16 protein-coding genes and 2 pseudogenes are annotated in these 24,929 nt (G+C 43.8%); 5 read left to right on the top strand and 13 right to left on the bottom strand.

Translation table 11 applies throughout. The features are described from left to right. Nucleotides 1-7: 7 nt before the first annotated feature. Together XZ46_RS30540 and petG are read left to right on the top strand one after the other, a co-directional pair. Nucleotides 8-577 (top strand): annotated as a pseudogene (locus XZ46_RS30540) (HNH endonuclease); the annotation flags it as partial. Nucleotides 578-3,397: 2,820 nt separating this feature from the next. Then, on the top strand, nucleotides 3,398-3,511 hold the full coding sequence (gene petG, locus XZ46_RS30515; RefSeq protein ID WP_006616220.1) for a cytochrome b6-f complex subunit V: 114 nt from the start codon (nucleotides 3,398-3,400) through the stop codon (nucleotides 3,509-3,511). A 171-nt stretch (nucleotides 3,512-3,682) separates the two neighbouring features. Here the strand turns inward: petG and cpcD/petH are convergent, their stop codons facing one another. Continuing rightward, complete coding sequence (gene cpcD/petH, locus XZ46_RS20225) at nucleotides 3,683-4,888, bottom strand: bifunctional rod-capping linker CpcD/ferredoxin--NADP reductase PetH (protein ID WP_006669353.1); 1,206 nt, start codon at nucleotides 4,886-4,888, stop codon at nucleotides 3,683-3,685. Between the two features lie 467 nt (nucleotides 4,889-5,355). Next, complete coding sequence (locus tag XZ46_RS20220) at nucleotides 5,356-5,718, bottom strand: ArsR/SmtB family transcription factor (RefSeq protein ID WP_006624014.1); 363 nt, start codon at nucleotides 5,716-5,718, stop codon at nucleotides 5,356-5,358. 159 nt (nucleotides 5,719-5,877) lie between these two features. Between XZ46_RS20220 and XZ46_RS30510 the strand changes: the two genes are divergently transcribed. Then, the gene (locus tag XZ46_RS30510) at nucleotides 5,878-6,045 is read left to right on the top strand and encodes a metallothionein (protein WP_006616223.1); all 168 of its coding nucleotides are present in this window, start codon (nucleotides 5,878-5,880) and stop codon (nucleotides 6,043-6,045) included. 327 nt (nucleotides 6,046-6,372) lie between these two features. Here XZ46_RS30510 and XZ46_RS20215 read toward each other — a convergent pair whose 3' ends face one another. The 5 genes and pseudogenes from XZ46_RS20215 to XZ46_RS20195 form a co-directional block, all read right to left on the bottom strand. Then, nucleotides 6,373-9,906, bottom strand: coding sequence for a PAS domain-containing protein (locus XZ46_RS20215; protein ID WP_048895202.1), 3,534 nt, complete (start codon nucleotides 9,904-9,906; stop codon nucleotides 6,373-6,375). 243 nt (nucleotides 9,907-10,149) lie between these two features. Further along, on the bottom strand, nucleotides 10,150-11,259 hold the full coding sequence (locus tag XZ46_RS20210) for an RNA-guided endonuclease InsQ/TnpB family protein (RefSeq protein ID WP_230428118.1): 1,110 nt from the start codon (nucleotides 11,257-11,259) through the stop codon (nucleotides 10,150-10,152). Next, nucleotides 11,222-11,827: pseudogene (locus XZ46_RS20205) on the bottom strand (IS607 family transposase). The gene XZ46_RS20210 and the pseudogene XZ46_RS20205 overlap by 38 nt, the downstream one beginning before the upstream one ends. A gap of 109 nt (nucleotides 11,828-11,936) precedes the next feature. After that, nucleotides 11,937-12,782: a hypothetical protein gene (locus tag XZ46_RS20200; RefSeq protein WP_006624018.1), complete on the bottom strand. Its 846-nt coding sequence runs from the start codon at nucleotides 12,780-12,782 to the stop codon at nucleotides 11,937-11,939. Nucleotides 12,783-12,823: 41 nt separating this feature from the next. Beyond that, complete coding sequence (locus tag XZ46_RS20195) at nucleotides 12,824-13,429, bottom strand: DUF1517 domain-containing protein (RefSeq protein WP_006624019.1); 606 nt, start codon at nucleotides 13,427-13,429, stop codon at nucleotides 12,824-12,826. A 95-nt stretch (nucleotides 13,430-13,524) separates the two neighbouring features. On the opposite strand from XZ46_RS20195, the gene XZ46_RS20190 reads away from it, so the two are divergent. Beyond that, on the top strand, nucleotides 13,525-14,949 hold the full coding sequence (locus tag XZ46_RS20190) for an MFS transporter (RefSeq protein ID WP_046320798.1): 1,425 nt from the start codon (nucleotides 13,525-13,527) through the stop codon (nucleotides 14,947-14,949). A gap of 476 nt (nucleotides 14,950-15,425) precedes the next feature. Here the strand turns inward: XZ46_RS20190 and XZ46_RS20185 are convergent, their stop codons facing one another. Continuing rightward, nucleotides 15,426-15,725, bottom strand: coding sequence for a hypothetical protein (locus XZ46_RS20185; protein ID WP_006624022.1), 300 nt, complete (start codon nucleotides 15,723-15,725; stop codon nucleotides 15,426-15,428). A 72-nt stretch (nucleotides 15,726-15,797) separates the two neighbouring features. After that, a complete protein-coding gene (locus XZ46_RS20180; protein WP_008053180.1) occupies nucleotides 15,798-17,201 on the bottom strand; it encodes a DUF2079 domain-containing protein in 1,404 nt (467 codons plus the stop codon). 115 nt (nucleotides 17,202-17,316) lie between these two features. On the opposite strand from XZ46_RS20180, the gene XZ46_RS20175 reads away from it, so the two are divergent. Next, the gene (locus tag XZ46_RS20175; RefSeq protein ID WP_048895199.1) at nucleotides 17,317-19,191 is read left to right on the top strand and encodes an ArnT family glycosyltransferase; all 1,875 of its coding nucleotides are present in this window, start codon (nucleotides 17,317-17,319) and stop codon (nucleotides 19,189-19,191) included. A gap of 555 nt (nucleotides 19,192-19,746) precedes the next feature. Here the strand turns inward: XZ46_RS20175 and hisA are convergent. From hisA to XZ46_RS20155, 4 genes are all read right to left on the bottom strand, one after another. Beyond that, nucleotides 19,747-20,520: a 1-(5-phosphoribosyl)-5-[(5-phosphoribosylamino)methylideneamino]imidazole-4-carboxamide isomerase gene (gene hisA / locus XZ46_RS20170; protein ID WP_174447167.1), complete on the bottom strand. Its 774-nt coding sequence runs from the start codon at nucleotides 20,518-20,520 to the stop codon at nucleotides 19,747-19,749. 308 nt (nucleotides 20,521-20,828) lie between these two features. Continuing rightward, complete coding sequence (locus XZ46_RS20165; RefSeq protein WP_008053178.1) at nucleotides 20,829-22,403, bottom strand: cation:proton antiporter; 1,575 nt, start codon at nucleotides 22,401-22,403, stop codon at nucleotides 20,829-20,831. 101 nt (nucleotides 22,404-22,504) lie between these two features. After that, entirely contained in the window at nucleotides 22,505-24,571 is a 2,067-nt protein-coding gene (locus tag XZ46_RS20160) for an AAA family ATPase (protein ID WP_008053177.1), read from the bottom strand. Continuing rightward, the gene (locus XZ46_RS20155; RefSeq protein ID WP_006624028.1) at nucleotides 24,568-24,810 is read right to left on the bottom strand and encodes a hypothetical protein; all 243 of its coding nucleotides are present in this window, start codon (nucleotides 24,808-24,810) and stop codon (nucleotides 24,568-24,570) included. The genes XZ46_RS20160 and XZ46_RS20155 overlap by 4 nt, the downstream gene beginning before the upstream one ends. Nucleotides 24,811-24,929: the final 119 nt, after the last annotated feature.

Raw genomic sequence — 24,929 nt, 5'->3', positions numbered from 1 at the left:
CACCCCGATAAACAAACTAAACCCGATTATTTGGGGATGGTCTAATTACTATTCAGGAGTCATCTCATCTGAGACCTTCAATAAGCTAGACCACACAATCTGGCAAATGTTGCGGGCATGGACAGCTTCAAAATGCGGAAAGGCAAACATCGAAAAACTGAGAAATTACTATAGACCGGGAACGGTCACACTCAGTAACGGGAAAGAAAGACATGAAACTTGGTTATTCAAAACCAAAGATGGACTTACACTATGGAAACATAATTGGACTCCGATTGTCAGACATACCCTAATACGCCCAGACGCAACACTTTATGACGGGAATTGAACTTACTGGGCAACCAGAAAAGGACAAGCAATCGACACGCCAGTAAAGGTAGCCAAACTACTTAAAAAGCAAAAAGGCAGGTGTACCTGGTGTGGGCAATACTTTACCCCATCAGATTTAACTGAGGTAGACCACATTGTACCTCGAAGCCACGGTGGAAAGGATGAATACAAGAATCTTCAGTTACTACACCGCCATTGTCACGATGATCAAACAGCTCTTGATGAAGAGAGGTTGCTGTACTCTTAACAGAGAGGTGCGAAACGTTCAGGCACGCGCATAGGGTGGCAATACCCGAAATAACTGCCCGGTGGGACTTACACCCCTTGGTGGAATATAGGGAGTCGCTTCCCTGACCATCTCATAACTGTTTATATGTCCCGACGCTTAGAGAAATCTAAGCAAGGCAGGGGACTCAAGGTCAAGACAGAACGCTTGAACGGTGGGAGTTGTGACCCACCTAGTATAGCATGAAGTTGAGAGTAACGGCGATAGCCACCCCCAATTTTGGGAATCATAACCCCAGGATTGAAGCGGGGAACGGAAGGCGTGAAGTAGAACCCACTACCAGATGCGACCACTGCCAACCATCCATGACTAAGGAAATCTGAATGATCCGGCTTGAACCATCGTCATTAATAAGTAGCGAAACAGGTTGACACGCTGCGCTCAAAAGAGCAGGGGAAAAGTAGGGGTGTTTCTTGGCTACCTACACAGACCTTTAAAAGTACCCCGGTGGACAGGACAAGTCTAAAGATGGAATGCCCGTATAAACGGAACGTTTAAACCCCTCATTGGCTCTCTCATAAATAAGTGAGCAATATTACTTACAAGAGTAGTGAAAAGTGTAAGCGTATACCTTTAAGGGGAAAGGATGTGGCTGAAAGCTAATGCCTAACTGTAATGGTTAGGATATGCCCACTAGCCACGGTGTGGATATAGAGACCGCGACAATTAAGAGTTTGATGACGAGTGCGAGTTTAAAGACTACGAGGTTGTATATAGCTCCTAAAGTTGAGGTTACAAAGCGGGGGGTCGTAGCCCTGTTCCTACTGACAAATAGGGTATCTACATCAGGAGCCGTGTGCTGGGAAACTCGCAAGCACGGTTTGGAATTGGAGTTGGGGAAGGTGACTTCTCTTTCGACCATAACACGGTCAAACTAGGAGCCGTATGAGGTGAAAGTCTCAAGTACGGTTCTGAATGGGAGGAGATCAAGGCGACTTTATTTTCGACCCCTAATGGCTATAGCCAGATAAATGTCGGGTAAATGTATCAGAATATGCGATATTAATCCAAGGAGTGCGAAACGTTTAGGAGTGAAATAGGGCTGCAATGCCTGAAATAACCTTCCAGTGGGACTTCCACCCCTTGGTGGAATATAAGGGATTCACCTCCCTGACCATCCCATAACTGTTTATATGTCCCGACGCTTGGAGAAATCTAAGCAAGGCAGGGAACTCAAGGTCATAGACAAACTGAGAAATCAGGGAGTAGAGAGTAACGGCGGTAGCCACCCCCAGTTTTGGGAATCACAACCCCAGGATTGAAGCGGGGAACGGAAGGCGTGAAGTAGAACCCACTACCAGATGCGACCACTGCCAACCATCCGTGACTAAGGAAATCTGAATGATCCGGCTTGAACCATCGTCATTAATAAGTAGCGAAACAGGTTGACACGCTGCGCTCAAAAGAGCAGGGGAAAAGTAGGGGTGTTTCTTGGCTACCTACACAGACCTTTAAAAGTACCCCGGTGGACAGGACAAGTCTAAAGATGGAATGCCCGTATAAACGGAACGTTTAAACCCCTCATTGGCTCTCTCATAAATAAGTGAGCAATATTACTTACAAGAGTAGTGAAAAGTGTAAGCGTATGGTGCGAGACGTTCGGGTATGAAATAGGGCTGAAATGCCCGAAATAACTACCCGGTGAGGATTCCAGCTCCGAATCTGGATATAAGGAGACCTCTCCTGACCATCCTCATAACTGGTTATATGTCCCGACGCTTAGGGAACTAAGCAAGGCAGGGAACTCAAGGTCATAAACGAACTGAGAAATCAGGGAGTAGAGAGTAACGGCGATAGCCACCCCCAGTTTTGGAAATCATAACTCCAGGATTGAAGCGGGGAACGGAAGGCGTGAGGTAGAACCTATTACCAAGACGCGACCACTGCCAACCATCTATGATTAGGAAGACCGAATGTCCGACTTGAACCATCGTAATACACTAGCAGCGAAATAGGTTGACACGCTGCGCTCAAAAGGGCAAGGGGAAAAGTAGGGGGTTCGTGCGACTACCTATACAGACCTTTAAAAGTACCCCGGCGGAGAGGACAAATCTAACGATGGCATGCCCATATAATCGGAACGTTGTAACCCCTCTAATGCTCTGCCTATAAACCAGTGAGTAATGCTATTCACAAGGCAGTAGTGAAAAATGTAAGCGCATGCTTAGAGGGTGAAGGATGTGACCAGAAGCTAAAGCCCAATTGTCATGGTTGGGATATGCCCACAGGTCACGGTGGGGATATAGATACTGCGGTCAGTAAGAGTATAATGGCGAGGACGAGTTTAAAGACTACGTGGTGCATATAGCTCTGAACATCGAAGTAGAAAGCAGGTCTCTTGATTCTGCTCCTTTGACAAATAGGGTATCCACACCAGGAGCCGTGTGATGGGAAACTATCAAGCACGGTTCTGAATGGGAGAGGGTGAAGGTGACTTCACTCTCGACCCCTAACCCTTTAAGGGGAAAGGATGTGACTGAAAGCCAAAGCCTAATTGTAATGATTAGGATATGCCCACTAGTCACGGTGTAGATATAGAGACTGCGACAAGTAGGAGTAATATGACGAGAGCGAGTTTAAAGACTACGTGTTGTATTAGTAGCTCCCAAAGTTGGAATCATAAAGCGGGGTTTCGTAACCCTGTTCCTAGTGACAATGAAGGGTATCTACATCAGGAGCCGTATGAGGTGAAAGTCTCAAGTACGGTTTGGAATTGGAGTTGGGGAAGGCGACTTCCCTTTCGACCATAACGATCAAAACTTAACATCAAGGAGTTTCAACGTGATTGAACCATTACTTTCGGGGATCGTCTTAGGCTTAATCCTGGTGACATTAGCGGGACTATTCTTTGCAGCCTATCAGCAGTACAAACGCGGAAATCAACTGATTGACTAAGATTCCCACAAGGCAGGCCTTGTCTCTGGGCTGCCTTGTCTCTGAGGTTTCGAGGAGCGATCGCGATTTTTTGATGATAATTGCCGAGAGCAGTCCAATCAGTCCAATCCAGCCACAAAAAGGGCGCGACTCAAGAGCCACGCCCGCCAGTCAAATGGTTAAGTTGATGTCCTAGTAGGTTTCAACGTGCCAACGGTGCTTTTTCTTGAGTTGCTTCTGATAATCAGACCAGTCAACATCAAACTTACCTGCTGCGGCCGACATTCCCTCATCAATGCCGCCTTCCATACCTTTGAGACCGCAAATATAAGTATGGGTGTTGGGTTTTTGGATCAATTCCCATAACTGATCGGCATTTTCCTTAATCCGATCCTGGATATACATTTTGCCACCTTCTGGGTTTTGTTGTTCCCGACTAATGGCTAATGTCAGGCGGAAGTTTTCAGGGAACTGTTGCTGTAATTCTTCAAGTTCCTGTTGATAGAGGATGTTGGGGCTGTAAGGAATGCCAAAGAACAGCCAAGCCAAGCCTTTGAACTTGTAATCTTCGTGCTGTTCCTTAAACATCCGCCACAGGAATGCCCGGAAAGGCGCAATTCCCGTACCCGTTGCCATCATAATGATAGTGGCATCCTCATCCTCTGGGAGCAGCATTTCTTTACCGACCGGGCCAGTAATAGCCACATCAGCCCCAGCTTCCAGGTTGCACAGATAAGTTGAGCAAACTCCATAGACGGTTTCCCCGGTTTCTGGGTGTTTATATTCCAACTGACGAACACATAGGGAAACTGTTTTATCATCTACATGGTCGCCATGACGGGTAGAGGCGATCGAATACAGCCTGAGTTTATGGGGTTTGCCATTGTTGTCAGTTCCTGGCGGAATAATACCAATACTCTGACCTTCGAGATAGCGCAAGTCGCCGCCACTGATATCAAAAATCAAATGGCGAACAGTCCCGGTTCCACCTTCCCTAACTAACTCTTCGTTAGACAGGCATTTGCCGATATATGGATTTTTGGGCTTGTAAATGTTAACAGGAATATCTGTTTTGGCTTTCGCTTGAGTCATAGTAGGGGTTTGGGTTCCAGATGATTGGCTCTGTTGTCCATTTTCTGGTGCCGCTTGAGTCCGAACCGGAGGGGTTTCGCCAGCAGGGTAGATATTGACAATCTTGGCCCCCATTTTAGATAGGCGACGCATCTCCTGGTTCATGCGTTCGTAGGGAACGGTGAGGTAGACTGTGCCACTGCGACGAATGGGATAGTTAAAGTTGTCAGTGTTCTGTCCCTGACGCATCCCTTCGACTTCAAAGACAAAGATACGGCCCGCCGCTCCTGTCCTCATAGCAACACCAGTTCCAGTTGGACTGTACATTCGTTATTTCTCCCTTAACAATACTGAGCTGTTCACCCAAAAACTGTGACAGATTGATCAGTTTCGGCGATTTTTAAAGCAAAATTGCTAAATTGTTCAGACCAATTACTCCCACACTCCTAGCCAGAGGTGGAGTTTATATTCCCGAACCTGTCACACTCCTAGCCATTTTATCAAAAAATGGGGTACAAAGCCCCATTCTTTAAGGTAGCCGAGGATGGCTTTTTGTCAGCAATTCTCATTTTGACCCGCATCCTGTCCAAGATGCCCGATGATGCCCAATCTTGAACGAAAGAATGGGGCTTTCAAGAATCGCTCTTGAGATGATTCTCAATAAGCTGGGGCAAAATTTCCATAATGAGAATTGCTGGCTTTTTGTGAAAGTTATTGCATATTTTTCGCTTGTATGGTAAAATTGCGGTTTTATAAATTGGTGGTCCTCCGGAAACAGAATTGGCGGTTGATTTTCACGGGTGATCTTCGGGTTCATCGAGATGTTCGGATACATCCCGATAAAGGTTGAAAATATGATGGTCTTTGAGACCATAGACTACATTGCGTCCCCTTTTCTGATAACTGACAAAGCGCATGGTCCTCAGAATTCTCAGTTGGTGGGATACGGCGGATTCGGTCATGTCAACGGCGGCGGCTAGGTCTCGCACACGCATTTCTTTCAGGGCTAGTGCTGACAAGATACGCCAGCGGTTGGGGTCTCCTAGGGTACTAAAAAATTCTGCCATCCGTTGGGCCTTTTCCATGCTCAAAATTTTCTCTGGGGCGAGGGGCTGGTGGTCGTGGTGATGGGGATTGCTATCAAGGGTGTCAGACATATTGTGATGTGGGGGTTTGACTGTGGGGGATTAATCTCAATTCTAAAGAAATTATTAAACTTCCAGATACATATATCTGAAAGTCTGTTCAGATGTTATAGTAGTTACTATGAAAGCTTGTTCAAGCATAAGTCTATTATATCTTGAGGAGAAGTTCTGATGACCACGGTAACTCAAATGAAATGCGCCTGCGAGTCCTGTCTGTGTATTGTGGATACGACAAAAGCGATCGCCAAAAATGGCCAATATTACTGTAGCGAAGCCTGTGCTAATGGCCATCCTAATGGGGATGGTTGCGGTCATAAGGGTTGCAATTGTCACCACTGATTAATTAATTTGGGGGGTAGCAGCAGAGTTGATGGATGGTGATAGATAATCTGCTGCTATTTTTTGGGGAATTTAGCCGATCGCTTTGCTGACTCTGGTTGGGTTACACTTGGTTTCACCCAACCTACAAAGTCTCTACCAAGTCTTTAGTTGGGTTACACTTGGTTTCACCCAACCTACAAAGTCTCTGGTTAGGTTACACTTGGTTTCACCCAACCTACAAAGTCTTTAGTTGGGTTACACTTGGTTTCACCCAACCTACAAAGTCTCTACCAAGTCTTTAGTTGGGTTACACTTGGTTTCACCCAACCTACAAAGTCGGAGTGATCATGAAGTTGAGGAAGAGTTTTGGGGAAGTTTTAGGGGTATTTCAATAACAAACTCGCTTCCCACAGACTCTTGGGAAACACAACGCAGGGTTCCTCCGTGTTTTTCGACGATAATTTGATAGCTGGTGGATAGTCCTAAACCTGTTCCTGAACCCACGGGTTTGGTGGTGTAGAAAGGGTCAAAGACTTTGGAGATGATTTCCTGACTGATACCAATACCGTTATCAGCAATGCGAATTTGGACGGTTTTTTGCTCGGTTAGCATGGTGCTGATCCAAATCATACCTGGCTCGTTGATAATTTGTTCCAGGGTCTGTTTTTTGTAGCGATCGCAAATAGCATCAATAGCATTATTGATTAGGTTGAGAAACACCTGATTAAGCTGTCCAGCACAACATTCAATCTGGGGAATATCTCCATATTGTTTATGGACTTGAATCGCGGGATGTAATGGTTTTTCTTTCAGACGATTATCAAGAATCATCAAGGTACTGTCGAGGTTTTCATGTAGGTTAATATATTTAACTTCCGATTCATCCAGCCTCGCAAAAGTTCGCAGGGATTTAATAATATCTCGAATCCGATCTGCTCCCAAAGTCATTGATTTAAATAGACGCGGCAAATCTTCTATTAAAAATTGAAAATCAATAGTTTCTATTTCTTCGGTGATTTCCGGGTGTGCTTGGGGGCAATGCTTTTGATATAGTTCAATTAGTCCTAATAAATCTCTGGTATATTCTTTAGCATGGGTAATATTGCCGTAAATAAAGCTGACTGGGTTGTTGATTTCATGAGCCAAACCTGCTACCATTTGCCCTAGGCTAGACATTTTTTCGGATTGCACTAATTGAACTTGTGCTTGTTGAAGTTGGTTTAATGTAGCTTCTAGGGTTTCAGTTTGCGCTTGTGCTACTCTGGCGGCTTCCTGGGTGGCGGCGTAGAGTTCTGCTTGGTTCAGAGCAATGACTAATTGATTAGCGATCGCTTCTAATAGCGCGACTTCTGAATGAGTCCAATTATGGATATCCTGACAATGTGCTAGGACTAAAGCTCCTTTAGTGTCTTGTTGTGTCTGAATGGGTAAAATCAAAACAGAACGGCATTCTAACACCAAAAATAAATTGCGAATAGTGGGAGTCGGACAGGTGGCAATATCATCAATTCGCATCATTTCTCCAGATCGGATATATTTGCTAACTGGACGCAAAGCATCGCCGGGGTAAAGTTCAGAAATACTCGTGAGAGAGTCAATTTTGGCTTCTTTGCGAACTTCCCATTCAGGGGTATCTAAGTCGCTTCTATACCAGACAAAATAGGTGCGATCTATATTTAATACACGCCTAATTTCAGCGACAGCAGTTGCCAAAATAGTATCTGTATCCAGGGAGTTACGAATCAACCCAGATAGACAATTTTCGAGTGCTTCTCTTTCTGCTAGTTCTCGCAGTTGTGCTTCGGAAATTCTTAAATTTTCCTCAGTTTTTTTAAGGCTGCTAATATCAAAAGCTGTGCCAATAATTCGGTTAACTCTTCCCGAATCGTCTATAATAGGATTAAGAGTAGTGAGAAAAAAAAATTTATTTTGACCAAAATTCAAATATTCCTCATACTGTAATGATGACTTTTTCAGCCAACAAGTTTCATAGTGACAGCGGATAGCTTTAGCATATTCATCTAAAAACATATCTTCGGGTTTTTTACCGATAATATCCCTAGATTTGATGCCAGTAATTTTTTCGGATGCGGGGTTCCATCCCACAAACTGAAAGTCTCCATCTTGGGTAACATCAACGACAAAAATTGCTTGTTCAATTCCATCATAAATACTAGAGAGGAACTGCTCACGATCGCGCAAAATTTGCTCAGAGTTTTTGCGATCGGTAATATCCATAGCAATTTCAAATAGGCGCAGTACCTGTCCGACTTGGTTACGAACCGCCTCCCCGCGACCTTGAATATAACGAATGCCATCAGGTCTAACAATACGGTGGTCAATTTCGTAGGATTTTCCGGTAGCTAAAGCTCTCTCAACTTGGTTTAGCCAATTGTCGCGATCGTCAGGATGAATAAGTTTTAGTAATTCCTCAAAGGTTAAACAATCTTGGTCTTTGACCAAACCCAAAATCTGCAAAAATTCATCAGAACAAGTAATTTTTTGAGTAACAACATCATATTCCCAATTACCTACATGAGCAATACGCTGGGCCATTTCCAGGTTTTCAGCTACTCGCAAGGCTTCAGTTTCTTTCTGTTTACGTTGAGTAATATCTCGGTTACTCACCCGTTTTCCCTGATACTGTCCGGCTGCATCATAGATAGGCTGATAGTTATGACCAATCCAACGCACTTGTTGATCGCGGGTGATAATACGAAAATCTATTTCCTGCTGATTACGATCGCAGACATTTTCATATAAATAAGGAATTATGCGATCGCGATCTTCAGGATGAATAATTTTTGCCAATAGGCTAGGGTCTTGCATAAACTCCTTGACCGAGTAGCCAGTTATGCGTTCACAGGAGGGAGAAACATATACAATTTCCTGTTGAGGATTAATCCAATATTCCCAATCATAGGTAAAATCGATAATCCTTCGGAACTTATCTTCAACAGCCTTGAAATTATCGGCGATCGCTTTTTGTTCAGTAATATCTCGACCTACTCCATAAATAGACCCCGACTCGAACACAGGCACAAAAGTCCAGGACCACCATTGATAGGAGCCATCTTTAGATAAAAGTCGATTTTCAAACTGACGAGTTTTGCCATAATGTATAGCATTAAATTCCTGAAAAGTTATGGTTTGGTCTGGCTCATATACCAAACTCATAAAAGAACTATCTATCAGTTCATTAAAATCATAGCCTAAGCTAATTTCCCAGGCGGAATTAAGAAACTTAAAGTTACCTTCCAGGTTGAGAATTGCCACCAGGTCAACGGTATGGTTAAATAGGTGATCGATTTGATTTCTATGATGCCACCATTCAGCTAAACGTTTTTGTAGAGAAGCCAGTAACCTGTGCTGTCTGAAATTGAAAATATGAGTAAATTTCGAGGTAATAATAGCTGGCAATTTTGCGGGATTATTACCATCATGATAGTCCCCAGCCATTTCCGTATCAAAAATAAAGCCATTCAAGACAATATCGTGATTAGGTTTTCTCTCGGGCTTGGCACTGGCATATAGCAATTTCCATTGGCCATCTGGGGTGGTATATTGCCAATGTCTAGACCAAGTTTTTAAACTGGCTGCACAATCATAAATAGACTTATAAAAATTTTGGCGATCGCCCTTTTTTTTTAATCCAAAAATGTTGTCCGAATTGATGCAAAAATCATCTAATTCTACCCCATAAATATCTCTAAAATTGCCAATAATATAGGTATATTTTTCACTACCATCAGCAGACAATAGATATTGATAAAATACCCCAGAAATCCCCGCCATTAATTCTTGAAGTTGTTGGCATTCATTCATGAGATTTCCATGTTTACCTGTCAACTCAGATTGTACAGATGGTTCTGGGGTCATTTTCAGTGCACCTCTCTACTCAATCAGACCAAGGCTTTAAGGGCGCGTTTAACACTTGATGCAAGATTTGAATAGGTAATAGGTAACAATCCCAAGTTTCCACCCTATAACCCATTTTCCGCGCACTTTGCTATCTCCGATCATAAGCCATATTATTATCAAACAATAATAAGTTTTTAAACAGCACGCGGCCAGGAGTATCCCCTGGGCAAAACACTGGCATAGGGAGAGGGTCTGATACATTTACGCGACATTTATCCGGCTATTGCCTGACAATGCGACGATAGCACTATTACCCGTTAAGGTAACAGAGGCGGTATCCCGCAAAGCTTTTAGAAAGATTCCAAAAGCACCGTTCCAGTCCCTGGGTAGAGTGAACCCGCACTCCGGACATCGGAACACTTTTGAGCCACCTAGCTGGGAATGCACATGACCACAGTGAGTACAGGTTTTGCTGGTGTATTCTTCCGTCACATCTACAACTGTGGTTCCAGTTATTTCCCCTTGATGTCTCAGGGTTAGTTTGAATCGATAATGCGCCCATGTCAGCATGGCGCGGGCAGTCTTGGATTTGATTAGACGCTTCACCTTGGCAACCATGTTGGAAGTCTCGAAGGTGGGCAAAAAAATTAGGCTGTAGTTGTGAGTCAAGTAGTGAGCAATTTGTTTGTGGGCTTCATCAACTAGATTGCGGATTTTGGTTCTCATTCGTTGAGCCGCTTGCCTCATCCGTCGCCTTCTTGAACGACAGGGTTCCTTGGCGATTCGGCTCATCAAATCATCCAAATGTTGACATAGCCTAGTAATGCCTCCAATATCCCCGGAGCCCAATTCCAGAAACCGAGAGCCATCAAACCCAGTTATGAAAGTTCGCACACCCGGGTCTAATGCAATTACGCCAGTAGCTTCAGTTGGGGTAACGGCAACTGGTTCAGGGAAAATCGCCAACCATCGACCTTTGGTAAACACCAACTGAGTCCCTTGCCCGCAAGCTTTAGGGATGGGTTCGGAAACCATGAAAATTAATCCTTTCGTTAGTCTTGGATACCAACTCCCTGAAGAGAAATTAGTATTATTGAACTTAATCCCTTGAGAGCTGTCACGACAACTTCTAAACCTGGCATCAGGACTGGCGCTCAAAGCCTGATAGGCATCAAAGATGGCATTTTGCCGAATGTGGCAGGGTGTTTCTTTGACCCATTCGGGTAAGTCACTCTGCATCACTTTATTGCGTAACTTTAACTTGCTTAGTCGTTTACCACTCCTAGATAATGCAATTGCTTGGTTGTAGCAATACCTACAAGCAGCCAGCCATTTACGCCAGACTTGATTTAGCTCGGGGCTGGGGTAAATCCGGATCTTCTTTGACCTGAGTTTTGTATTTACGCACTCCGTATAATCGGGAACTGAAGCAGTGGAGGATGGCGAGGATGTCCTCAACCATTTCTGGTTCTGGACTGAGACTTGTCTCGTTGAGAACCATGAGTGAGCACCTGTTTTGCTCACAGAGCCATCGAAACAAGTCAAATCCCCATATTGCCAATCGGTCTTTGTGGGCAACGACAACCATGCCGACATCTCCTGACAAATGATGTCCCAGTAAGGCCAGCATTTTCTTTCCCTTGAAGTTGAGCCCGCCTCGGATTTCTGAGACGACTTCTGCTTCGGGGTAGAGGTTGGACAGTGCGGCCACCTGTCGGTTGAGGTCGGACTGCTGGGCGCGGCTACTAACTCTGGCATAGATAACGACTTTGCGTTTGTCACTGCCTGATTTGGCAGTATATCACTCAACGTTGTATCGTCGTTGCCCAGCGGGGGTTCTGATGGTGTCGATTGAGCCATTGTCGTCCCATCTGCGGAGTGTTCTTTCATGGACTCGAAGGATTTGAGCCGCTTCCTTGGGTTTGACATATCTGGCAATAGGTTTATCCTCAACCCTTCTCGCTTATTATACCCTATTGCCCTAAAATATTAACCGAATTTGAGATTAAATCATGCTCTCGAACCCACCCCCTAGATCATGATGTCAATTAACGTCGCCGTCTTCCAGAGGAACCGGAACGGCTGGGACTTCTACTACCACTACCAAAACTGGGTGTACGTTGTCTTTGGGGACGAGCCTGCTGAGACTGACGCAAATTGCTAGTTCCCGCGCCAGAACCGGTTGAGCGATTAACATTGGGGTTAGTTTGGCGAGTAGTAGAACTAGGGGAAGAACTGCGAGCGGTTCCAGTAGTGCGGAAGGTTTGCCGATTTCTAACGGAGGCGGGAGGTTCATTGTACCTAGTGCGATATTGGGTGACCGCCTGGTTGTAGGTGTTACCAGAACCGCCATAGCCAACTAATGAACTACCGGACTGATATGCGGGGGGAACATAGTAACGGGGGGAAAATAAGCTAGTGGCGATCGCACTACCCACAAAGGAAGCCGCAAAAGGAGTCCAGAAATTAGACTCTCGGCGCACCACCACCGTTTGAGTCTGACCAGTTTGAGGATCGGTGCGGGTTTCAGTCACATTGTGGACATACTCAATCTGGAAATCTTCCGTCAGGTAAAAAACTGGCTGATTATTTTCGATCAACAGATGACTTTTTTCACCAGCTTCAATTTGTTCGTCCGTCAGACGCGCCATTTGCAACTCAGAGGTCTGAAATACTGGCGGTCTGGCGTTCAGTAGCATTAAGCGATACTCTCCAGTAGCATCATCATATTGCGCTTGTTGAACGGGATATTTGCCATCAGCGAGTCGGTTAGTCGCCGATGCTGAACTGCGGACTGTTTGTTGAGTGGTGGTCTGTGAGGAAGACCCACAAGCCACGGTTGTCCAACAGAGCGCAAATACCATTAAAACCGTGATTACTTTTTTGGGTAACATAATTTTAGCTAAAGTTAACTTAGGAAATTTCTCTGCACCCTTTATAGGGGTACGAGTTCGGGAAAGTTTTGTAAAAGCTGGTCTTCCGTGAGTACATCACCCAACCGCGCCGGGGAAAAGTGAATTTGAATGGCGCGTAAACTCCCTTGGTAGTGGAGGTTAATGATGCTTTTCAGTCCAGCTTCCATGGCTTCAAAACTGGCTAGGTCAGTTTCAAGGTCAGGAACTTCCCCCTCACAAGCTATTGTAACTATTACAACCAAGTTATAGGTGATAGGTAGGGACAGGGGTTCGTCTGGATCGATTTCTTCTTGGTTCAAGTCCGGTTGACTGAGATACCTTTGGGCGGAGTCCGTGAATAACTCGTTCACATAGTCCCCGGCTTCTTCTTCATCCCAGATCACGTCTCCTTCATTACCAGCGGACTGCCAATAGGTATTGTACTGGAGAAGGCTTTGACAGACTTCTACGAGTCCCTCTCCCATGATTTCCAGATCTCCATCGTGGTCTATGGCTTCGCGGGTGACTTGGTTAAGAATACCTAGTAGTGGCGCAACTTCAGCGCCGCCTAAGTGTAGGAATAGCCGACAGACGACAAAGCGGGTCTTACCCATCATTTTATTAAAGCGATCGCCTAAGCTGGCCATAATTGACTCCTCATTGGATTACTGCAAACAGATCAGTTATGTTTTTAGGATATCGCGATCTTTTGTCTATCCTGGAACCTCTTGGGACAAAAATTATGAGTCATTCTTCCTCCTTTGAGTCATCTTCTGCTAGTCCTACTATTCCCAAAATGAAGTTTTCCACCAAGTTAGCTTTTGGGGTGGGAGACCTGGGGACGGCGATGACTGCTAATATTTTCGCTTTTTTCCTGTTGTTTTTTCTGACCACTGTCGCGGGACTACCAGCAGGAATGGCCGCCAGTGTACCCATGGTGGGTAAAATTTGGGATGCGGTTAACGACCCAATTATCGGGGTTTTAAGCGATCGCACTAAGCACCCATGGGGACGGCGCTATCCCTGGATGATTTTTGCTGCGGTTCCCTTTGGCATATTTTTCTTTTTAATGTGGATCGTACCTAGTACCAATACCCAGACTCTGTTTTGGTATTATGTAATTATTGCGATCGGCTTTCATACCGCTTACACCGCAGTTAATCTCCCCTATGCCACCCTCACCCCCGAATTAACTCGCGACTACAACGAACGTACTAGCCTCAATGGGTTTCGCTTTTCTTTTTCTCTTGGTGGTAGCATCCTGTCTCTAGTTTTAGCTTTTGTGATTTTTGATGCTATTGAAGACCCAGCTACCAGATATATGGTTTTGGGTTTACTCTGTACTATTATAGCAGTCCCACCCATATTTTTATGTGTTTGGGGAACTCGCGATCGCGTCGCCCAGGTACAGGCGGCCATGGGAGAAGTTGATGAACCTACATCTTTACCCCTCTCGGAACAGGTCAAAATTGCTTTTAGTACCCGTCCTTTTTTGTTTGTCATCGGCATTTATTTATGTTCTTGGTTGGCGGTACAACTGACGGCTGCAATTCTCCAATATTTTGTAGTCTATTGTATGGAACTTCCCGAAGTCTATTTTACTCAAGTGGCGATCGTCGTTCAGGGAACCGCTTTATTAACCTTATTTATGTGGAGTAAAATTAGTGAAAAATACGGCAGAAGAATTGTATATATCAGCGGCATGGGATTTTGGATAATTGCTCAATTATCTTTATTTTTTCTACAGCCAGGACAGTTGTTTTTGATGTATTTTCTCTGTTTTATTGCCGGATTGGGAGTATCTACCGCTTATCTGATTCCCTGGTCTATGATTACGGATGTTATTGATTATGATGAACTAAAAACCGGACAGCGCCGCGAGGGAATTTTCTATTCTTTTATGGTTCTCCTGCAAAAAATTGGTTTGGCTTTGGGTATTTTTATGGTAGGTAAAACTTTGGATTGGGCGGGTTTTATTGAATCCGTAGCTGGTCAACCTATACCAACTCAACCCGAATCAGTATTATTGGCAATTCGATTGGCGATCGGACCTCTACCTATGATCTTATCTATCGTGGGAATTATCCTTACCTATTTTTATCCAATTACCAGAGAATATCATCAAGAAATCTTACTGAAATTATATCAGTCTAATATTAATGAATAATTAATAATGAATAATTAATAATGAATAATTAATAATTGTAGGGGCGGGTTCTACTGCTTCCTAGGCTCCCAACCAGAAGATGAAGAAACCCGCCCTCTGGGGTTCTACTGCTTCCTAGGCTCCCAACCAGAAGATGAAGAAACCCGCCCTCTGGGGTTCTACTGCTTCCTAGGCTCCCAACCAGAAGATGAAGAAACCCGCCCTCTGGGGTTCTACTGCTTCCTAGGCTCCCAACCAGAAGATGAAGAAACCCGCCCTCTGGGGTTCTGCTGCTTCCTAGGCTCCCAACCAGAAGATGAAGAAACCCGCCCTCTGGGGTTCTGCTGCTTCCTAGGCTCCCAACCAGAAGATGAAGAAACCCGCCCTCTGGGGAGAGGGAGGGGGAGAATGATTTAGGGTGAGGGTAATGTTTAGTGCGATTTCCCGGCTGCATCAAATGATGTATGATGACCCTAATCTTTGGGGCGTATTTGAGATTACAATAATCTATTTTTCAGTCGTCTGATAATTTGCAAATCTTGTAAATGTGGAGTTACTCCTATTTCAGTTGATACAGGTTCCCTGTATTGTAGACAGTCTATGACAATCAAAGCCATGACAATGAAAAAAGCATGACCGAGATACTCTATCATGGTATTTGAGGCCAATTGACGAGGGCAATTCGGGGAAGGCGAGGCCATATCCCCTGTGGTGGTTTCTTCTGTGGGTAGAAGAGTCCGGGATATAGCAATGTCCTCAGAATTGTGAACAGGTGGGGTCAAATCAGTGCTAGACATAGGTTATTAATTAATGTGGTACTAACCTGCTTATCATCACTCCGGAAAATTCAAATTCCGGTTGAGAAAATCTTAATTTTTCGGGGAGGTGTCCCGGTGAAATAAAAGTACCCCGTCGCGACTATATCCCAATTGAAACTCTGGGATATTTTGAAGTTTGACGATGAGACCGTCCACAAGTTCCTGTGAACTATTCCAGCCTGGGTAAGTAGAGTTTAGTAAGACCCACTCAAACTGGGTGAGGTCCAAACTTTCCGCCCCTTGGGTAGCCAACATCAAAATCTGGCGGTGGGTAAGGTGGGGGGCGATATGGTCTGCGGTTAAGACGCTTCCGGGACTGTTGACGAGGGCGGCAGCTTCCCGCGAGGGGGAAACAGTGTCAAAATGTTCGAGATATCGCGACCAAAAATAACCGTATTTAGCTAAAGCCAAGAAAGCTAGTAGCGACCATAACATAATATGGCGGGGGTTTCGTAGCCAATGGGAGTTACTCCCTAGGGCGGAAATTACGGCTAGTAACAAAAATGGCAGTATGGGGACAGAATAATGCTGGGTGAGGTTTTTTTGTTGGAGACTACTGCTAAGGAGGTTAAGGGCTAAAATTGGTAATGCGCCGATGATGGGGGTTAAATGGCGGGGTGAGAGTCCCCACAGCAGGGGAAGTATCAATAGCAAGAGATATTCTAGGTTGGCTAATGTGAAGAGTTGTCGCGCCACCAGTCGGGGTTTTAAGAAGAGGTTTTTGGCAATTTCTGTGACTGAGTTACCTAATTCACCATATCGCGCGACGGCTTCGGGTTGACCGCCGCTGAAGTGGGGGATGATGATACCTGTGGCGATTATAAACCATGTCAGCCCTAAAATTATGGCGATCGCACCACATCTACGTCTGTTTTCAAATAGGAATAACCAAACTCCCATCGCCGCCACGGTTAGGGACAGGACGGCTTTACAGCCCAAAATTACCAGGACCACTAGGGAAAACCACAGGACTTGTTTCGCCCTGGCTTGGTAAACGGCGACCAATAACAGGGGAAGCGCGATAACTTCTGGGTGAAAGTCGAATAAGTTGACGTTGAAAATCAGGGGATATAGCAAATAAACTATCGCCATTAAGTTAGCTTGGGTTGGCTTTAAACCCGCCTGTAAAGCCAGCCATTGGGTTGGTATCGCCCCGACTGATAGGGCTATGGCTTGGACTGCAAACAGCCAGTGTACATCGGGATATAGCTTGTAAAGCAGCGCTATGGGGTATAAAATCCAAGCTGCATGGTCGCCGAGTATGTGGATACCCCGAAAGGTGACAAAGGGTTTCTCGCCTTGGCTAATTAGATAAATGCCATTATCGAAAATTCCTAAATCGAAGGCGTTGGACTGAAATAGGGCGTGTCGCCAACTGCTACCAAAAAATAGGACTAAGCTAGTTAGGAAAATGATTAGGGGTAAGGAATAGGTCGGAAATAGGGCTTTTCTCATTCGTCCTCGCTGGAAAATGTTGATTAAAATTGTACATTTTCCACAGGGTACACCGATTTCTGAGTTGGGCTGTTAAATTAAGGGGTTGTAGATCAGATTCTGGGAGTTAGACGGGTTGAAGTTAACTGGAAATATGGGAAAAACTTTGATGATGTGGGGTCGTCATCCTAAGTCGGGGTGGATTTTATCTATGGCTGGGTTAGTGGCGATCGCCATTATGGCTTTTCTGTGGCATCTTGGTAGTGTGGGTTTGGTGGATGAAACGGAACCTTTATTTGCTGAAGCCGCCCGTCATATGAAAATCTCCGGTAATTGGATTACTCCCTATTTTAATCAGGAAACTCGCTTTGATAAACCGCCTTTGATTTATTGGTTAATTGCCCTGGGTTATTATATGGTGGGGGTGAATGAGTGGGCGGTAAGATTACCTTCTGCTATCTCAGCGATCGCTTTAATGGTAGGCTGTTTTTTGACTGTACAACAATTCGTAACTACTACCCACCCACATCTCAAATTTGCCCAGATTAAGCCTTCTGCTTGGATAGCTACTGCCTTAGTGGCTTTGAATTTACAAACTCTCATCTGGGCGCGTCAGGGAGTTTCGGATATGTTATTAAGTGGCTGTATGGGTTTGAGTCTCTTTAGCTTTTTTTGGGGATATGCCACTACTAAGGAACCGGATCATAGTCCCGCTATTAAATTGATGGATAAACTCAGAAATTGTTGTCACTGGCAATTTCCGAATAAATGGTATTTAGGATTCTATATTTTTACAGGATTAGCCGTATTAGCCAAAGGTCCTGTGGGTATTGTGATCCCCGGCTTAATTGTGGTGGTTTTTCTGGCTTATGTAAATCGCCTGTGGTCAGTTTTGCCAGAAATGGGAGTGATTTGGGGTGGGATTATTTTCGGATTAATTACTGTACCTTGGTATATTTTGGTAATTATTGAAAATGGTCAAGACTATATAGATTCGTTTTTTGGTTATCATAATGTCCAGAGATTTACCAGTGTTGTTAATGGTCATAGTGCGCCGTGGTATTTCTATTTTATCGTGGTTTTAATCGGGTTTTTACCCTGGTCTATTTATTTGCCCATAGCCATATATCGGCTGGGATTTTGGCGGCGTAATCAATGGATTAATCAACCCAGAAATCAGCAATTGGGTTTATTTGCTTGGGTGTGGTTTGCCTGTATTTTTGTATTCTTTACTATCGCCGTTACTAAACTTCCTAGTTATGTGCTGCCTTTGATGCCTGCGGCGGCGATTTTAATCGGGATTTTTTGGGGAGAAGAATTTGCCAAAACTGGGAATTATATTAATCTTAAAAATAGCTGGTTTTTTAATACCGCATTAGTTAATATACTGTTTTTAGTGGTTTTAGCGATCGCCATTATTTACAGCCCCCAATTTATCGGACCCGACCCAGCCGTTGAAGATTTAGCATCAGTAGTTAATAACTCTGGCTTACCGATAAAAGGTGGTATGATCTGGACAGCTACTGCTGTTTTAATTGCTTGGTTAATAGGCAATAAACGTCAGTGGCGACTAATTATTGCAGCCAACCTCATCGGCTTTATTTTATTCTTTAATATGGTGTTTGTACCCGGATTATTCTTAGTAGATGAATACCGACAAATACCTCTAAAAAATATCGCCCAAAACTTGGCAACTTTCCAACAACCCCAAGAAGAGTTATGGATGATTGGATTTGCTAAACCTACCGTAGTATTCTATTCTCAGCAACCCGTCCATTTTTTCAGAATAAACGACTTTTTGAGGGCAGAAGGTGAACCCCTCTTGCATATCCTTGATGTCCTACAAAACACCTCAGAATCCCCCACAGCCCTCGTAGTTAGTCGCGCCAAGGATTTAGCCAGAATTGGACTACAACCGGGAGATTATCCGATTTTAATAGAACAGGGAAATTATCAACTGGTTCGCATTTCCAAGCAAATTTTATTATATCGTGTTATTCACCATGAATAATTAATAGCCCAGAAATCATGTAGGGGCGGGTTCTGCTGTTAATGACATCAAAGGGCGATCAGATGAATAAACCCCCACCCGATAATTAATAATTAATAATTAATAATTAATAATTAATAATTAATAATTAATAATTAACTCGCCCCACCGGATAATTAATAATTAATAATTAACCCGCCCTATTTATGGGGTTCTGCTGTTAATGACATCAAAGGGCGATCAGATGAATCAACCCGCCCCACCGGATAATTAATAATTAATAATTAATAATTAATAATTAATAATTAACTCGCCCCACCGGATAATTAATAATTAATAATTAACCCGCCCTATTTATGGGGTTCTGCCGTTAATGACATCAAAGGGCGATCAGATGAATAAACCCGCCCCACCGGATAATTAATAATTAATAATTAATAATTAATAATTAATAATTAATAATTAACTCGCCCCACCGGATAATTAATAATTAACCCGCCCTATTTATGGGGTTCTGCCGTTAATGACATCAGAGGGGGATAATATGAATAAATCCGCCCTCTGGGGAGAAGAGGATTAGGCAAAAGTTGAATTGCCAAAATCCGGGGGTATATCCTGAATACGTCCAGGACCGATCGCCTGTATAGCCTCTTTTAAAACCACATCTCCAGTATATAAAGCACGGCCAACAATGACATCAGTTACCCCCAAGGGTTCTAATCCCAATAACCCTAATAAATCAGTAATGCTACTGACACCGCCGGAGGCAATAATAGGGATTGAGACGATTTCCGCAACTTCCCGCAATGCCGCTTTATTGGGACCCTGTAAAGTCCCATCCCGGTGAATATCAGTGTAAATAATGGTAGCCACGCCCAACTGTGCCATTTGGTGGGCTAGGTCTGTGGCTTTGACCTCAGAAGTTTCTAGCCAACCCCTAGTCGCCACTTTACCATCACGGGCATCAATTCCCACAGCAATTCGTCCGGGAAACTCAGCGCATAACTCAGCTACCAATTGGGGATTTTCCACCGCTACGGTCCCCAAAATTGCCCTTTCTACCCCTAAATCAAATAGGGCGGCGACAGTATCACGACTACGCAACCCGCCGCCGACTTGAATCGGGACTTTGACAGCTTTGGCGATCGCACCAATAGCCGCATGGTTAGTAGGTTGTCCAGTTTTCGCCCCATCAAGATCAACTAAATGCAGACGAGTAGCGCCCTGGGACACCCATTCCTGGGCGACAGCCACAGGATCTTCATTAAAAGTCTCGGCTTGGGTGTAGTCTCCCTGATACAAGCGGACGCAGCGCCCTTCTAATAAGTCTATGGCGGGTATTACATTCATTGGCGATTGATAAATTGGAACAAGGTTAATAGCTTTGAAACTCCCGCCGTTAATCGCTAAAGCCATCTAACGGGGGATTCTTGCTTCTTTCAGACTGCCTCTTAACTATACCACTCAATTACTCTTGAAACCCCCCTCATACTGACTCCACAAGCATTTTAAACTAGGTTTCTTCTCCCAGCTAGGTTCTACCCTAAGCCTAGTATCTAGGGGGTATTTTTTCCTCTAGTTACTGGTCAAAATTCATCTCGCCATTAAGGCGATCGCTTCTAACGGGAGTCATATAACTGCGCCAGACTCCTGGCTATTTATGCGGTTTCTGGGTCTTTCTCTTCCATAACCTCCGATAAAAGGGTTGATAGTTGAGTATTCAGACGGCCGGATCTGACAAATTCCGCATAGGTTTCCGCCTCAATATCAACTAATTCTTCCTGAAGTAATTCTATGGTCAACTCTTGCAGTTTGGGTTCTTGTGATAGTAACTGCTGAGTTTTGGTCGTGATAGCTTCTAATTTAGATTTAATCAATTGGGCTTGATGTTGATAAGCATCAGGGTCTAATTCCTGCTTAACAACCGATTGGGAGAGGTGGTTTTGTACTCGGTTTAGGGCTACACGACGGGCTACTAATTCCAGATATTCTTCACGCAAGGGTTGGTCGCTGAGGAGTCCTAACCACTTTAACAAAGGCTGGGTAGTTAAACCCTGAAATAGTAGACTAAATAAAACCACCCCGAAGACTGTCGCGATCAGATTTTCCCGTTCAGGTATAGCTACTGGAACACTCAAGACTAGGGCGATAGAAACAGAACCTCGTAAGCCTCCCCACCACAGCATAGTTTGATTTTGTAGGTCTATTTCTGATTTGGCTAATGTGTTACTGATGGCGGTTAAAGTAAATGTGGATATTACCCTAGTTAGCATCATGGCTAGGACGGAAACCGCAATGGGTTTTATGTTGGTTGCTAAACTCGCAAATTCAATTTGAGCGCCAATTAATAAGAAGACGATTGAGTTCACCAAAAATGCCATAAATTCCCAAAACTCGCTGACGATTAATCGGCTACGGGGATTCATACCAATTCGGGAACCAAAATTTCCTAAAATTAACCCTACTACTACTACGCCAATAACTCCAGATCCGCCTAAGTCTTCGGTGACTACATAGGTTCCATAGGCGGCTAGGAGGGTGAGGGATTGTTCTACTAGGGGAGAGTCAAAACGCTGAGTTAGATAGGATATCCCAAACCCAATTATCCCCGCAATAACTACCGCAATTCCTGTAAATAATAAGAGTTTTAAAACGATCGCCGCCGGGGATATTTCGATGTTTCCCATAGGAAAACCGACTAAGATGATGAACGCTACCACCGCTATACCATCATTAAATAGGCTTTCCCCTTCCATTAAGACTCGCAGACGTTTAGGCGCTCCTAATTCCTTCATTAGGGCGACTACTGAGATGGGGTCGGTGGCTGATAAACTTGCACCTACCAACAGAGCGATCGCTATCGGCATTCCTACCGCTAAATCTAAGCCAATAGCTATCCCTACTACACAAATGACTACCCCAATAGTTGCATATAAAAATACCGGGAATAAATCTCGTTTTAGGTCTCGCCAATTCAGATTCCAGGCGGCTTCAAATAGTAAGGGAGGCAGGAAAATTTCCAGGATTAGTTCCGGTGATAATTGGATTAGGTGGATGTCTTCAAAGGCTAAAAATAATCCGACAATTACCAATAATAGGGTAAAGGGGATTTTGCGCAGCCAAGGGAATAGACGAGACATGGTGGCTACACTGAGGGAAATCAGCAGGACCAGCAAAAATTGTTCAAGATTCTCTTTGATACTGATCTCAGCGATCGCAACTTCTGGAGTCATAGTTTAAGATAGTAGCGACAACCACATCATACTATCACATTTACTCAGGATATTTTATAATTCCTCGCAGGATTGTTAGATGATTATCATACTTGGGATGTCTAAAATTCCGCTTCCACTTCGATGATTTCTGTGTACTCAAACTGATTGGGACTGAGTTTAACTAGGGGATAGTTAACCCCTTGTAAATTAATGAAATCTTCCTCACAATCGGGTTTGGACGAGTTGTAAACTAGGATATATTCTCGCCCAATTTTGGGTTGAATTTCTCTAGCGACTTCTCCTCGCCATTGGGTTTTGGTGACTAATACAACTAGCTGGTTAGCTAACTCTGGAATAATGCGGGCTATTTGGCGGCGGTAAATTTCATCTAAACTACCAAAAGGGGAATCCATCACAATGGGAAATGTACTGCTATCTGGTCCCATAAGGGTATTTTTTTGACTCCATTCTCTAACACCTTCGATAATTCCGCCAATAAAGGATAGACTGAGAATTTGATTTTCTCCGGTGGAAGAGGCTACTGGCGCATCTTCTCCAGAGGTTCTTTCCACTAATTTAAGTTCGTATTTGGGGCTGAGTTGCGGTTGATAGGGGGTAAAAGAAATTTTGGCAAAAATATTTTGCACTCGGCTTTCTAACTGTTGACGGAATTGCTGATCTAAACGTTCCAGGACTTGGGATAATCTGGCGATCGCATCTTCCGTCGCCGCAATGCGTCGCTGCGCTGTTATCTGCTTCATCTCATTCATTTGTTGGCGATCTATTTGTTTCGATAGTTTCTCGCATTCTTGAGTGAGAGTCTCAATTTGTTGAGAATTTGAACCCATTTCTCGGTTCAGTTCACCAATGCTGCTTTCGATTTCATCTAGGCGTTTTTGCAGTTTTTGAATATCCTCATCTGGGAAATTGCGTAGTTTTTTCTTAATATCATCTAGTCGGGTTTCTATTTGGGATAATTCCGCCCTATTTTTGCTGATAGATATTTGATGATGGTCAATTTCTTGCCAAAATTCTGCTAGTTGGCGATCCACATCATCAACTTGGGTAGACATACGGATAGCGGTTTCTTCAATATCTGCCATTCCGGCTTTATTTAACCAACTTTTGAGGCGATCGCATTCCGAACTTCCTTCTATTATAGGAGTTCCACAAATGCACTGCTGGCGGTTAATTAACTCATTCACAAATTGCTTAGTAATTCCTGTCATCAACTCTCCCTTTTCTCGCATTCCTGAAAATAGGTTACGAAAATCAGCGATCGTATCTGACAACAAAACCGGATAAGCCCTAGTTGATAACAGTTTATTAATCGATTGTTTCGACTTTTTTAAATTATCTCTGATTGAAATAATTTGACTCTCTAACTCACTTCGCAATTGTTGCAACTCTGCCGCCCCACTTAAATCTAATAAATGGGCATTTAGGGTACGTTTCAACTGTTCATGATGGGCTAATTCTGTTTCAATTTCCTTTTGTCTATTCTGTAAATTTTGGATTTCGTCTTCCCGCTTTTTTTTGTCGTTTAAAAACTTTTTTGTCTCAGGATTACCAATTATCGATAAATCAGTTTCTAAAGACTTTCTCGCTTCCTTTAAATGTTTAATACCCCTATTTAATACCTCCACCCCTAATAACTCTTTAGTAGCTTCCGCAATTTCCGCTTTTCTCTCATCCCTAACAATTTGCTCTATACGTTCTCCATCAAAAAAGAAATACTGATGTAAACTCATCGGTAAAATGCGATTAATAATCTCTTCTGGTGGCTGCGGTGGCAAAGTCCAGCGCCCATCATCTCCCGCCACCTGCATATATAACTCACTGTCAGAATGTTCGATTTCCCCATGTTGTTTATAGGCGCGACAGACCCGTTTAACCTGATAGCGTTTATGGTCATGTTCAAAGATAACTTCCACCCAGCAACCTACCGCCTTCCCCGGTTCTGCTTCCGTTAGCGATCGCTTATTAACCAATTGTTCCGAAACCGCAAATGCTGCACTAAATTTCTCATATAAAACCCAGCTAAACGCATTAAGTATCGTCGTCTTACCCGCACCATTATTCCCATAAATTACCGTAGTATTTCGTTCCCCTTTAGCTAAATATATAATCGGGCTTTTTCCGTAAAATTGCCGAAAGTTACACAACTGAATTGATAGTAAATTCATTGTATGACCTCTTTAATAATCTTGAGAACATCATCATTAATGTTCCAGGGACTTTTCATATATAGTTTATCTCTTTCCGCCTGCAAAACCCTTTCGATAATTTCCCTAACCTCTGGTGGTGCATCTGTAATCGGGTCATGAACTAATGTCTGATTAGCGTTTTCTCCATAGGTAGATTTTGCCTCCGAGAATACATTAGAAATCGCGTGAATTAAACCCTCTGAGTATTGGTAAGACATAGACTATTCCAAACGTGAGTTATCGATGGTTTTTTACTAGCGAAAAATAGGCGATTTAACATCAAGACATTTCATTCTAGCACAACCCCCATAATCACGTCAACTCTGAGACAACGAGA

The organism is Limnospira indica PCC 8005, from assembly GCF_000973065.1.
In the GTDB taxonomy this organism is placed as follows: domain Bacteria; phylum Cyanobacteriota; class Cyanobacteriia; order Cyanobacteriales; family Microcoleaceae; genus Limnospira; species Limnospira fusiformis.
The sequence above is the reverse complement of the archived record's forward strand: the minus strand, read 5'-3'. Positions and strand labels throughout refer to the sequence as shown.